Source organism: Streptomyces sp. NBC_00572 (assembly GCF_026341815.1).
In the GTDB taxonomy this organism is placed as follows: Bacteria; Actinomycetota; Actinomycetes; order Streptomycetales; family Streptomycetaceae; genus Streptomyces.
The window spans coordinates 3203630-3215401 of the sequence record NZ_JAPENX010000001.1; the positions used below are offsets into that span (position 1 = coordinate 3203630).

13 protein-coding genes are annotated in these 11772 nt (G+C 73.8%); 5 read left to right on the plus strand and 8 right to left on the minus strand.

The window, feature by feature from the left end; translation table 11 throughout:
• The first annotated feature begins 47 nt into the window (after positions 1–47).
• The gene (locus tag OG514_RS14800) at positions 48–527 is read left to right on the plus strand and encodes a GNAT family N-acetyltransferase (RefSeq protein ID WP_266894718.1); all 480 of its coding nucleotides are present in this window, start codon (positions 48–50) and stop codon (positions 525–527) included.
• A gap of 10 nt (positions 528–537) precedes the next feature.
• Positions 538–882, plus strand: coding sequence for a hypothetical protein (locus OG514_RS14805; protein WP_266894719.1), 345 nt, complete (start codon positions 538–540; stop codon positions 880–882).
• A gap of 116 nt (positions 883–998) precedes the next feature.
• On the opposite strand, the gene OG514_RS14810 is transcribed toward OG514_RS14805, so the two are convergent.
• Entirely contained in the window at positions 999–1997 is a 999-nt protein-coding gene (locus tag OG514_RS14810) for a zinc-binding dehydrogenase (RefSeq protein ID WP_266894721.1), read from the minus strand.
• 57 nt (positions 1998–2054) lie between these two features.
• Positions 2055–3236, minus strand: a complete 1182-nt coding sequence (locus tag OG514_RS14815; RefSeq protein ID WP_266894723.1) for an NAD(P)-binding protein — start codon at positions 3234–3236, stop codon at positions 2055–2057.
• Between the two features lie 108 nt (positions 3237–3344).
• On the opposite strand from OG514_RS14815, the gene OG514_RS14820 reads away from it, so the two are divergent.
• Positions 3345–4019 carry a pentapeptide repeat-containing protein gene (locus OG514_RS14820; RefSeq protein WP_266894725.1) on the plus strand — a complete coding sequence of 225 codons (675 nt, stop codon included), beginning with the start codon at positions 3345–3347 and terminating at the stop codon, positions 4017–4019.
• 48 nt (positions 4020–4067) lie between these two features.
• Here OG514_RS14820 and OG514_RS14825 read toward each other — a convergent pair whose 3' ends face one another.
• From OG514_RS14825 to OG514_RS14835, 3 genes are read right to left on the minus strand one after another with little or no spacing between them, the layout of a single operon-like run.
• Positions 4068–4568, minus strand: a complete 501-nt coding sequence (locus OG514_RS14825; protein ID WP_266894727.1) for a hypothetical protein — start codon at positions 4566–4568, stop codon at positions 4068–4070.
• 13 nt (positions 4569–4581) lie between these two features.
• Positions 4582–5310, minus strand: a complete 729-nt coding sequence (locus OG514_RS14830) for a response regulator transcription factor (RefSeq protein WP_266894729.1) — start codon at positions 5308–5310, stop codon at positions 4582–4584.
• Positions 5307–6671 carry a sensor histidine kinase gene (locus tag OG514_RS14835; protein ID WP_266894731.1) on the minus strand — a complete coding sequence of 455 codons (1365 nt, stop codon included), beginning with the start codon at positions 6669–6671 and terminating at the stop codon, positions 5307–5309. The genes OG514_RS14830 and OG514_RS14835 overlap by 4 nt, the downstream gene beginning before the upstream one ends.
• A gap of 130 nt (positions 6672–6801) precedes the next feature.
• On the opposite strand from OG514_RS14835, the gene OG514_RS14840 reads away from it, so the two are divergent.
• Together OG514_RS14840 and OG514_RS14845 are read left to right on the plus strand one after the other, a co-directional pair.
• Positions 6802–7809, plus strand: coding sequence for an ATP-binding cassette domain-containing protein (locus tag OG514_RS14840; protein ID WP_266894733.1), 1008 nt, complete (start codon positions 6802–6804; stop codon positions 7807–7809).
• Entirely contained in the window at positions 7806–8612 is an 807-nt protein-coding gene (locus OG514_RS14845; protein ID WP_266894735.1) for an ABC transporter permease, read from the plus strand. The genes OG514_RS14840 and OG514_RS14845 overlap by 4 nt, the downstream gene beginning before the upstream one ends.
• A 22-nt stretch (positions 8613–8634) precedes the next feature.
• On the opposite strand, the gene OG514_RS14850 is transcribed toward OG514_RS14845, so the two are convergent.
• The 3 genes from OG514_RS14850 to OG514_RS14860 all read right to left on the minus strand — a co-directional run bounded on the left by OG514_RS14850 (position 8635) and on the right by OG514_RS14860 (position 11741).
• Positions 8635–9840: an FAD-dependent monooxygenase gene (locus OG514_RS14850; RefSeq protein ID WP_266894737.1), complete on the minus strand. Its 1206-nt coding sequence runs from the start codon at positions 9838–9840 to the stop codon at positions 8635–8637.
• Positions 9841–9943: 103 nt separating this feature from the next.
• The gene (locus tag OG514_RS14855) at positions 9944–10564 is read right to left on the minus strand and encodes a response regulator transcription factor (RefSeq protein ID WP_030223700.1); all 621 of its coding nucleotides are present in this window, start codon (positions 10562–10564) and stop codon (positions 9944–9946) included.
• A gap of 22 nt (positions 10565–10586) precedes the next feature.
• Positions 10587–11741 (minus strand): sensor histidine kinase, encoded by a 1155-nt coding sequence (locus OG514_RS14860; RefSeq protein WP_266900852.1) that lies wholly within the window; start codon positions 11739–11741, stop codon positions 10587–10589.
• Positions 11742–11772 lie beyond the last annotated feature (31 nt).

The window sequence follows — 11772 nt, forward strand, 5'->3', positions numbered from 1 at the left end:
GTGAAACCTCCTGGCCAGGACCGGTCCGCCCGGGGCAGGCTGGTCCCATGATCCGTACAGCCACGCCTGCCGACGTCCCCGTCATCCACTCCCTCGTCCGTGACCTCGCGGAGTACGAGAAGGCCCTAGACGAGGTCCGTACGACTCCCGAGCAGCTCCACGAGGCCCTCTTCGGCGCCCGCCCCGCCGCCTTCGCGCACGTCGCCGAGACCGAGACGGGCGAGGTCGTCGGCTTCGCGATCTGGTTCCTCAACTTCTCGACCTGGCGCGGAGTCCACGGCATCTACCTGGAGGACCTGTACGTCCGTCCGGAGGTGCGCGGCGGCGGCCACGGCAAGGCGCTGCTCACCGAGTTGGCCCGGATCTGCGTCGAGCGCGGGTACGAGCGCCTGGAGTGGTCCGTACTGAACTGGAACAAGCCGTCGATCGACTTCTACGAGTCCCTCGGCGCCCGCCCGCAGGACGAGTGGACCGTGTACCGGCTGACGGACGGGGCGCTGGCGGAGCTGGGTGGGGCGGGGGTGTAGGAAAGGGGTCATGGATACGGTTACGGACATCGAGCAGCGGTTTCAGCGGATCACGGCCTTCATCGAGGCGCGGTTGACGCCGCTCTTCGACCCGGCGAACGGCAGCGACCACGGCTTCGGCATGGACGACACCTCCCGGGCCCTGCGCGCCGCGCGCTACACCGTGCAGGCCGCCTCCGCCGTCAACGGGCTCGTGGAGAAGCGGGAGTCGGCGCCGGAGCTTCGGCAGGTGGTGGACCAGGCGCTGGAGCACAACTGGGACGTGCTGCGCTCCGTCGCCCGGATGTGGGAGGACCACCCCGACTTCCTGAAGGAGTTCAAGGCGCACTCCTGGGATGTGGTCGGGGCCGTCTGAGGTCCGCGTATTCCTGGGCCGTGTCCGGAGAGTCCCGCCTGGCCCGCGGGCAGACGGCGCTGCTTTCCGGACGCGACCCAGGGGGTGTTGTGCCGATCAGGTCGGCAAGACGCCCCCTAGGGGATCAGGACCACCTTGCCCGTCGTGCCCCTGGTCTCCAGGGCGCGGTGGGCGCCCGCCGCGTTCGCGAGCGGGAAGCGGTGGACCGCCGGGCGGAGGGTGCCGGTGGTCACCGCGTCGAGGGCGGCGAGTTCGAGGTTGCGGACGTCACCGCCCGCCTTCCGGATCATGACGGGGCCCAGGACGGACTCCGAGGTGATGCCGCGCGCGGCCAGTTCCTCCGGTGTGAAGGTGAGCGCCTCGCCGTCGTGCAGTCCGGCGCCCGACCAGCCGAACACGACGTGCTGTCCGCCCTTGCCGAGGAGGTCGACGGCGGCGCGGCCGGTGTCGCCGCCGACCGAGTCGAAGACGACGGTGGCGGTGTGCCCGCCGAGGAAGGCGCGGACCTTCTCCGGCCAGTCGGGCCGCTTGTAGTCGACGGCCAGGTCGGCGCCGTTCTCCTCGACGAGGGCGACCTTCGCGGAGCCGCCGGCGAGGCCGATGACGGTGGCGCCGGCGTTCTTGGCGTACTGGACGAGCAGGGTGCCGATGCCGCCGGCCGCCGCGGGGACGACGGCCACCGAGTCGGGGCCGAGGGCCGTGAACTGCAGGATGCCCAGTGTGGTGCGGCCGGTGCCGATCATGGCGACGGCCTCCGCCTCGCCGAGGTGGTCGGCCAGGGCGTGGAGGCGGGTCGCGTCGGTGACGGCGAGTTCGGCGTACCCGCCGGGCACCATGCCGAGGTGGGCGACGACCCGCTTGCCGAGCCAGGCCGGGTCGGTGCCCTCGCCGAGGGCGTCGACGGTGCCGGCGACCTCGCGGCCGGGGACGGTGGGCAGCTCGGCGGGCGCCGGGAACGGGCCCGTCATCCCCTCCCTGAGCGCGGTGTCGAGGAGGTGCACGCCGGCCGCCGCGACCTTGATGCGGACCTGGCCGGGGCCCGGTACGGGGTCGGGGGTCTCCTCGTACGCGAGGTTCTCGGCGGGGCCGAAGGCGTGGAGGCGGATGGCGTGCATGGTGTTCCCCGTTCGTCGCGTGGGTGGGCGTTGTCCGACGAGGAACAGCCTCCGACCTCAAGCGTGCTTGAGGTCAAGGCCCTTCCTCAGGACGCCCCGTTCCGAGCGCATGGCCAGCGACACCGCTTCCACCGCGCTGGTGAACGACACCTCCGCCAGCACCCCCGGCGCCGCCACCTGGTCGCCCACCAGGTAGACGCCGTCGCCCCGGTCGACGGCCGGCCGGTCGCGCCAGGTCGTGCCGGGCAGGTCGACCGCTCCCGTACGTCCCTGGGACACGGACTCCCGCCGCCACACCGTGCGCTCGCGCCAGCCGGCGAAGCCGAGGTCGAGGAGCCGTTCCGCGTGGGCGACGCCGTCCGCCTTCGACTCGCCCGGGCCGATCGGCAGCTGGGCCTGGATCAGCTGCTGTCCGGCCGGGGCCAGCGACGGGTCCTGGGCCGTGAACCGCTCGATCCAGCCCGGCGCGTCCAGGTCCGAGACCACGAACGGGTCGCCCTTGCGGGTGCTCAGCGCCAGGTCGAACAGGACCGTACGGCCGCTCTCCCAGGTCAGCGACGGGTCACCGAGGAGCCGGGAGGCGGCGGGCAGGGACGTGGCGACGACCACCGGGCCTTCGTCGAGCGGCAGGCTGTCGACGCGGGACGAGGTCTCGATCCGTACGCCCATCTCCCACGCGCGCGCGACCATCCGCTCGATCAGCTGACCCCAGCCGCCCCGGATGAAGTGCGCCTCGGGCGGCACGGAGGCGGCCCGGTGCAGCCGCTCCTGCACGAAGCGGGCGGAGAGCGAGCCGGGGTCGTGGTGGAAGGTCGCGACCGCCGCGTACGTGGCGGCGTCGTGTGCGGTCCGCTCGCCCGCGACGCCGGTGGCCCAGGTGCGGAAGTCGACGTCCACGGGGGCCTGTTCGGCGTGCCGGAGGGACTGGCGCAGCATGCCGAGCGGCGGGGTGCGGCGCAGGACGCCGGCGCGGTGGAAGCGGAAGCGGAAGGACTCGGCGGCCGGCAGCGGGGCCAGCGGGCCGAGGAGGTCACGTTGCTTGAGCCAGGTCCAGTGCGGGCCGCCGGAGTAGATCGCGTGCGGGCCTTCGTTGGTGCCGTACGGGCCCTCGGCGGTACGGGCACGGCCACCCGGGGTGCGGTGCGCCTCGTGCACGGTCACCTTGGCGCCGGCCTCGGCGGCGGTGATGGCCGCGGTGAGTCCGGCGAAGCCGCCGCCGATGATCGTGAGCTTGCGCATGTCCGTCTCCCTCGTGTCGACCGCGAACGGGTCTCGGAGGGGGGACGGTGGAGGGCTCCGCGTTTGTGACATCGGGGCGTTGTCAGTGGCGTACATCACCATGGGGTCATGGCGACGACTCGGAAGAAGAAGGCGGCCGTGGCGGGGGCGCGGCGGCCGGAGCTGCGGCTTCCTCCCCTGGAGGCGTACGAGGGAGGGCTCGAACCGGACGGGGACTACGACGGCCTCGAACTGACCGGGCTCGACCTCACGGGTCAGTCGGGGGAGGGCGCGCGGTTCCTGGACTGCGCGCTGCGGGAGTGCGGGCTCGACGAGGCGCGGCTGACGGGGGCCCGGTTCCTCGACTCGGTGCTGACCGGCGTACGGGGGGTGGGGACGGTCCTCGCCGGGGCGCAGCTGCGGGACGTGGAGGTCGTGGACGCGCGGCTCGGCGGGGTGCAGTTGCACGGGGCGGTGCTGGAGAGAGTGGTGGTGCGGGGAGGCAAGAGCGACTACCTGAACCTGCGGGCGGCGAAGCTGAAGGACGTCGTCTTCGAGGGGTGCGTGCTGAGCGAGACCGACTTCGGGGGCGCGGTGCTCGAACGGGTGGAGTTCGTGGACTGCGTCCTGACGGGGGCGGACTTCAGCGGGGCACGGCTCAAGGACGTGGACCTGAGGGGGGTCCAGCGCCTTGAGATCGCGCGCGGGGTGGAGTCCCTCGCGGGGGCCGTGATCTCGACGGCCCAGCTCTTCGACCTGGCGCCGGTGCTCGCGGCGCAGCTGGGGGTGCGGGTGGAGGGGTAGCGGGCCTGAAGCCCGTGGGCCATGAGCCGGAGGCCTGAGCCCGGGGGGTCAGGGCACGCGGGGGAAGCGGGCCTGGAGGGACCAGATGGCCGGGTTGTCGGCGAGGCCCTCGTGCATGTCCGTGAGGTCGGCGATCAGGTCGTGCAGGAAGTCACGGGCCTCGCGGCGGAGCACCTTGTGGTTGAAGGTGACCGGCGGTTCGTCGCCCGGCATCCAGTCGGCCTCGACGTCCACCCAGCCGAAGCGGCGCTCGAAGAGCATGCGGTCCGAGGACTCGGTGAAGTCGAGCTCGGCGTACTGCGGCTGGGAGGCGCGGTTGCCGCGCGGGTCCTGGTCGAGCTGCTCGACGATGTCGCACAGGGCCCAGGCGAAGTCGAGGACCGGCACCCATCCCCAGGCTGTGGACACCTCGCGGTCCGTCTTGGTGTCGGCGAGGTACACGTCCCCGCAGAACAGGTCGTGACGCAGGGCGTGGACGTCCGCGTGGCGGTAGTCGGTCTGCGGCGGGTCGGGGAAGCGACGCGAGAGGGAGTAGCCGATGTCGAGCACGTCACCGATGGTGTCACGGCGCCAGGCCCGCCTCGTACGCGAGGATCACCAGCTGCACCCGGTCGCGGGCGTCCAGCTTGGCGAAGAGGCGTGCCACGTGCGCCTTGGCGGTGGCCGCGCTGATGTGGAGCCGTTCCGCGATCTCGCCGTTGGACAGCCCCCGGCCGACGAGGGCGAGCACCTCGCGCTCCCGCGCGGTGACCCCGGCGAGGGGGGTACGGGGATCACGGTCGGGTGTCCGTCCCGGACCGGGCGCGTGAGCGGTACCGGACCCGGTACCGGACCCGGCAGCGGCGGCGGGCTCGGGGCGGGCCGCGAACTCCTCGATCAGACGGCGTGTGACGCCCGGCGCGATCAGGGCGTCCCCGGCGGCGACGACCCGGATCGCCGCGAGGATGTCGTCCAGGGCCATGTCCTTGACCAGGAAGCCGCTGGCCCCGGAGCGGAGCGCGCCGTACACGTACTCGTCGTCGTCGAAGGTGGTGAGGACGAGGACCCGGGGCGCGCCGGGGCCGGCCGTGACGATCCGGGTCGCCTCGATGCCGTCCATGCCGGGCATCCGGACGTCCATCACGATCACGTCGGGCCGCAGGTCGCGCGCGAGCCGGACGGCCTCGTCGCCCGTGCCCGCCTCGCCGACCACGAGCAGGTCGGGGCTGTCCGCCATCAGCACGCGCAGGCCGGCCCGTACCAGCGGCTGGTCGTCGACGAGGAGGACCTGGATCGGGGCGGCGGCGCTCATGGGGTGGGGGTTCCTTCTCGGGCCGGGAGGTGCGGGGGCGTGGGACGCGATTGCGGCAGGGGCAGCGGCAGGGGCAGGGGCAGCGCGGCCGTCACGTGGAAGCCGCCGTTGGGGCGCGGGCTCGCGGAGAAGCGGCCGCCGAGGAGCGCGGCCCGCTCGCTCATGCCGACGATGCCGTACCCGGGCCCGGCGGGTACGGCGGATGCGGCAGTCCCGGCGCGTGCTGCGGGGCGGGGCTTTCCCAGGCCGTCGCCGGCGCGGTCGCCGCCCCCGTCGCCGCCCCCGACCCCGTCGCCGGAGCCGTCCGCGCGGTCACCGTCGTCCGTGATCTCGATCAGCAGGGTGTCCTCGCCCCGGTCCACGGTCACCCGGCAGGTGGGCGTGCCCGCGTGGCGAACGACGTTGGTGAGCGACTCCTGGACGATCCGGTACGCGGCGAGGTCGACCTCCGGGGGGAGTGACCGTCCCGGGTCCCCGAGGTGCCGCACCTCGACCCGCACGCCCGCGTCCGCCGTCGACGCGACGAGCCGGTCCAGGTCGGCGAGGCCCGGCGCCGGATCGCGCGGCGCGGGCGCGGCCCCCGATCCGGGCCCTTCGGTGTCCTTCGCGGAGGCCCGCAGCGCGCCCAGGGTGCGGCGGAGACCGGCGAGGGTCTCCCGGCTGGTGGTCTCGATGGTGGCGAGCGCGTTACGGGCCTCGGCGGGCTGGGTGTCGATGACCCGGCGGCCGACCCCCGCCTGGATGGCGATGACGCCGATGCTGTGCGCGATCACGTCGTGCAGTTCTCGGGCGATGCGGAGCCGTTCGGCGGTGACGGCCTCGGCGGCCGTCCGGGCGCGCAGCTCGGCCGCGTGCGCGCGCCGCTCGCGGAACGAGTGACCGAGCAGGCCGGCGGTGAGCAGCGCGAGTGCCAGCGCGACGACGGTGGTGACGAAGACGTCCTGGCCGGAGGTCGTGTAGAGCGCCGAGAAGATCTGCACGGTGAGCGTCACCGCCGCGGCGGACAGTGCGGACCGGAGCGGACGGCGGGCCGCCAGCCGGCCGACGCAGGCGTCGGCGGCGAGGACCGGGAGGTACGTCAGCTCGGCGGACGGCCGGGTCGTCGACGCGGCGCACAGCCCGACGAGCAGCAGCCCGAGCGCCGCCTCGGGCCTGCGCCGTACGAGGGGCAGCAGGAGGCCCACGGCGACGGCGCTGAGGAAGAGCCGCAGTTCGGTCGAACGGAACGGCCCCGCTTGCACGCCGGAGAACAGGACGAAGGGGTGCGCGAGGGCGGCGCACCAGGCCAGGACCGTGACGGCGCGCCCGCCGGGCACGGGGGTGGCCGTGGGGGTGTTGGTGGAGCGGGTGGTGGCGGGCATGGGCCGATCGTAGGTGCGGCGGGGTGGCCGGGCATCGGCCCCCGGGCGTACGCCCACGGGTCACCGTCCCGGCCGGTTGTGGCCGGCGGGCCGATGCCGGCGGGGGCGTCGTGGCGGCAGCGTGGGCCGGGTGATCGAAGCCCACGAACTGACCAAACGTTACGGCCGCCGTCCGAGCGGCCGCGCCGCCGACGGGAACACTCCCTCCTCCGCCTCATCCCCTGCCGCCACTTCCTCCGGCCGCGGTCGCCTCGCCGTCGACCGGCTCGGTTTCACCGTGCGGTCCGGGCGGGTGACCGGGTTCCTCGGGCCCAACGGGGCCGGGAAGTCCACGACCCTGCGACTGATCCTCGGGCTCGACGAGCCGACGTTCGGGACCGCGACCGTCGGAGGCCGGCGGTTCAGGGAGCTGCCTCGGGGGCTGCGGCACGTCGGGGCGCTGCTCGACGCGCACGACGTGCACGGCGGCCGGACCGCCGACGGGCATCTCGCCGCGCTCGCCCGGACCAACGGCATCCCGCGCCGCCGGGTCGGCGAGGTCCTCGACGAGGTGGGTCTCGCCGAGGCGGCCCGGCGCCGGATCGGCGGCTACTCCCTCGGCATGAAGCAGCGGCTCGGGATCGCCGCCGCCCTCCTCGGCGACCCGCCCGTGCTGCTCTTCGACGAGCCGGTCAACGGCCTCGACCCGGAGGGCGTGCTGTGGGCGCGGGGGCTGTTCCGGCGGCTCGCCGCCGAGGGCCGCACGGTGTTCGTCTCCAGTCATCTGATGAGCGAGATGGAGCACACCGCCGACGACCTCGTCGTCATCGGCCGCGGCAGGCTGATCGCCGCCGAGAGCCTGGCGGCCTTCGCCGCGCGCGGCACCCGCCACCGTGTGACCGTGCGGACCGCCGACCCGGCCGCCGGACCGGACCTCGCCGGCGCGCTGGCTCGGGCCGGGGCGACCGTACTGCTCCCCGAGGAGGGGGAAGGGCCGTTCACCGTGTCCGGGATGGAGGCGGAGCGGATCGGGGTGCTCGCCTTCCGGCACGGCACCCCGCTCGCCGAACTGGCGGCGCGCGGCTCGTCGTTGGAGGACGCGTTCATGGAACTGACCGCCGACAGCGTCGAGTACCAGCAGCGGGGAGGAGCCCGGTGACGAACGTCCGCTTCCGTGATCTGCTCGCCGGCGAGTGGATGAAGCTGTGGTCCCTGCGCTCCACGCCCTGGGCGTTCGGCGTCGGCGCGCTCGCCGTCCTCGCCGTCAACCTCAACGCCACCTTCGCCGACTACCGGAACTACCCGCGCTACCCCCAGGGCATCCGTGAACTCTTCGTGCCCATCTGGGCGATGCGGGATGCCTTCACGCTCGGCGGGGCCATGGTGTTCATGCTCGCCACCGGCGCCATCGGCGCGCTGGTGATCGTCGGCGAGTACGGCACCGGGCAGATCCGTACGACGTTCGCGGCCGTTCCCGACCGGAGGGCCGTGGTGGCGGCGAAGTCGCTCGTCCTGGCGGGCGTCATGCTCGTGTACGGGGCTCTCGTCGCCGGGGTGTCCTTCGCCGCGACCCAGGCCGTGCTGTCCGGCCGGGACGTCGGCATGTCGATCGGCTACCCGGGGGCCGCGTCCGCCGTCACCGCGTCCGCGCTGCTCGCCCCCGTGTGCGCGCTCGTCGGCTTCGGCCTCGGGGCGCTGCTGCGGCACACGGCGGCCACGATCGTCACCCTGACCGGTGTCCTGCTCCTGCTGCCCGCGCTCGTCGGTGAGCAGAGCCGCTGGTCGGCGACGTTCCTGCACGCCCTGCCGCAAGGTGCGTGGAAGCGGCTGACGGAGGTGGGGGACTCGCCGGTGCCGGTGGAGTTCCCGTGGACGACGGGCGGGGCGTGGACGGTGTACGCGGTGTGGACGCTCGCCTCGGTGGCGGTGGCCCTGGTCGCGGTCCACCGCCGGGACGTGTGAGGCAGGCGCCCGGCCGGAGGGCTCAGCGGCGGCCGTGCACCGCGCGCGCCACCCTCGGGCCCAGCCAGCGTTTGAAGCGGCGCAGCGGCTCCAGCTGCTCGGCTGCCCGGTCGATCCGGTAGTAGAGCTGCGGCGGGATGTGGGGGAGCAGCGGCGAGTGACGCTGGCCGAGGAGCGCGAACATCTGGGCCGGCTCCAGGCGCATGTACCGCGGGAGGTTCTCGTACCACTGGGCGCTGTAGCGGGCCGCGCTCTGCGCGGAGACGAGTTCGGCGCGGCGCCGCTTCCCGTAGGTGGTGAGGGCCGTGTCCAGGTCGGCGTTCGAACGCAGGGCGTCCGCGAGGGCGAGCGCGTCCTCCAGGGCCAGGGTGGTGCCCGCGCCGATCGAGTAGTGCGTGGTGTGGGCGGCGTCGCCGAGGAGGACGAGGTTGCCGCGGTGCCAGACCCGGTTGGTGAGGGTGCGGAAGGTGAGCCACTGGGCGGGCTCGTCGGCCCGGTCGCGGCCGATCAGCTCGTGCCCGTCGAGGAGGTCGTGGAACAGCTTCTCCAGGAGGTGCAGGCTGTCCGCCTCGCCGAGCGTGTCGAGGCCGAGGCCCGTCCAGGTCTCCGCGGAGCACTCGACGACACAGGTGGAACGCTCGCCGCTGAAGCCGTAGGCGTAGCACCAGATCCAGCCGTGGTCGGTCTCCTTGAAGGCGAAGCTGAAGGAGTCGAAGACCTTGGTGGTGCCGAGCCAGACGTACTGGTTGCGGCCGCTGGTGACCGTGCTGCCGAAGTGCTCGGGGTGGGCCTCGCGGAGCACGCTGTTGACGCCGTCGGCGGCGACGACCAGATCCGCGTCGGCGAGTTCCGGCGCGTCCGGGCCGGTGATGTCGTGCTCGAACTCGACCCGTACGCCCAGCTCTTCGGCCCGGTCGGCGAGCAGCGCGAGCATCCGCCGCCGCCCGATGCCGAAGCCCGCGTCGCCCCGGTGGACGGTCCGCTCGTCGCGCACGATCGCGACCCCGTCGGTCCAGGTCACCGACGCCTCGGCGACGGCGGCCGCGGACTCGGGGTCGCCCGCGCGCAGCTTGTCGAGGAGCCCGGCCCAGTACGTCACGCCCCAGCCGTACGTGGAGCCCTCGGGATTCCGCTCGTAGACGGCGATCTCGTGGGCGGGGTCCTGCCGCTTCAGCAGGATCGAGAGGTAGAGGCCGGCGGGACCGCCGCCGACGATCGCGAGCTTCACGTGCGCTCCCACTGGACTGACCGGGCCTGAGGCATGACACCGTGCTGTCGAACGGCAACGCACAGTAGCAGTGGTGGGCCCCCGGGTGTGCACGAAGCGCGGCCTACGGCAGCAGGCGCCGTTCCTTCGCCACCGCGACCGCGCCCGCGCGGGTGTCGACGCCGAGCTTGGCGTAGATGCGGCCCAGGTGGGTCTTCACCGTCGCCTCGCTGATGAACAGGGCCCGCGCGATCTCGCGGTTGCCGAGGCCCCGGCCGAGCTGGCCCAGGATGTCCCGTTCCCGGTCCGTGAGGCTCGGGCCCGCCGCGCCCCGCATCCGGTCCATGACCCGGCTGGCGACCGGCGGGGAGAGGGCGGTGCGGCCCTGGGCCGCCGAGTGGATCGCGGCGAACAGTTCCTCGGGCCGCTCGGCCTTCAGGAGGTAGCCCGTCGCGCCCGCCTCGATCGCCCGTGTGATGTCGGCGTCCGTGTCGTACGTGGTGAGGACGAGGACGTGGACGCCCGTGGGGGCGATCAGACGGGTCGCCTCCACACCGTCGATGCCCGCGCCGAGCTGCAGGTCCATCAGGACGACGTCCGGCTTCAGCTTCGCCGCCATCGCGACGGCCTCCTCGCCGCTGCCGGCCTCGCCGACGACCTCGATGTCGGGGGTGCTGCCGAGCAGGGCCAGCAGGCCGGCGCGGACGACGACATGGTCGTCGCAGAGGAGGATCCGTACGGACATCAGGACTCCTGGGAGAACGGGTTCACGGGCGGGTTCGGGGCGAGTGCGGGTGCTGGTCCGGGTTCGAGTGCGGGCTCGGGAGCGGGATCGCGGCCGAGAGCACCGTGCCCTCGCCCGGGGTGGACTCGACTGTCAGGGTGCCGCCCAGCTGCCGCGCCCGCACGTGCATCGCGGGCAGCCCGTGCCCCCGTACCCCGCCCGGCTTCTCGACCGGGTCGAAGCCGCGGCCGTCGTCGGCGATGTCCAGGACCACCTGGTCGTCGAGGTACGTGAGGGTCAGGGCGGCGGAGTCGGCGCCGGCGTGCTCGCGGATGTTGGCGAGGGCGCCCTGCGCGATGCGGAGCAGCGCCGACTGCACCCGTTCGGGGAGCGGAACGGCCGTCCCGTCGACTCGGAACGCCGCCGACTCGCGGGCGGCCAGGCCGCGCAGGGCCTCTTCGAGGCCGCCGCCCTCGGCGAGATCGGCCGGAGCCAGGTCGTGCACGAAGCGGCGGGCCTCGGCGAGGTTGCGTTCGGCGATGGACTCGGCCGTACGGACATGGCGGCGGGCGGTCGCCGGGTCGCTGTCCCAGGTGCGGTCGGCCGCCTGGAGCAGCATCTGCTGGCTGGACAGGCCCTGCGCCAGGGTGTCGTGGATCTCCATCGACAACCGCTGGCGCTCGGCGAGGGTGCCCTCGCGGCGCTCGATCGCGGCGAGCTCGCGCCGGGTGCGGATCAGGTCGTCGATGAGCGCCCGCTGCCGGGCCGCCTGCCGGTCCGAGTACACGAACACTCCGGTGGCGATGGCGGCGACGGCCGGCGGGGCGACGATCAGGTTCGGGTCCCAGCCGCCGTGCGCGAGCTGCACCTGTGCGAACACCACGAACGCGGTGAGCAGCGTGACCAGGCCGAGCGCGGCCCGCGCCGGGAGGGTGCGCAGGCCCGTGTAGAAGAGCGGCACCGCGCACCACGCGAAGCTCGGCGCGAGGACGACGAGGAGGATCCAGACGGCGACGACCGTGCTCAGCCAGGCGATCCGGCGGGGCGCCGCGCGGGTGCCGACGACGGGGCCGAGGAGGTAGAGGGAGGCGAGGGCGCCGGAGAGGGCCACGATCCAGGGGCTGCGGTCCTCCCAGGGGTGCCGCAGCAGGAAGCGGGCGAGCGAGGCGCCGAGGAGGAGGAAGAAGGCGATGTGCATGACCCGCGCCAGCCAGGGGGCGTCCGGGTCT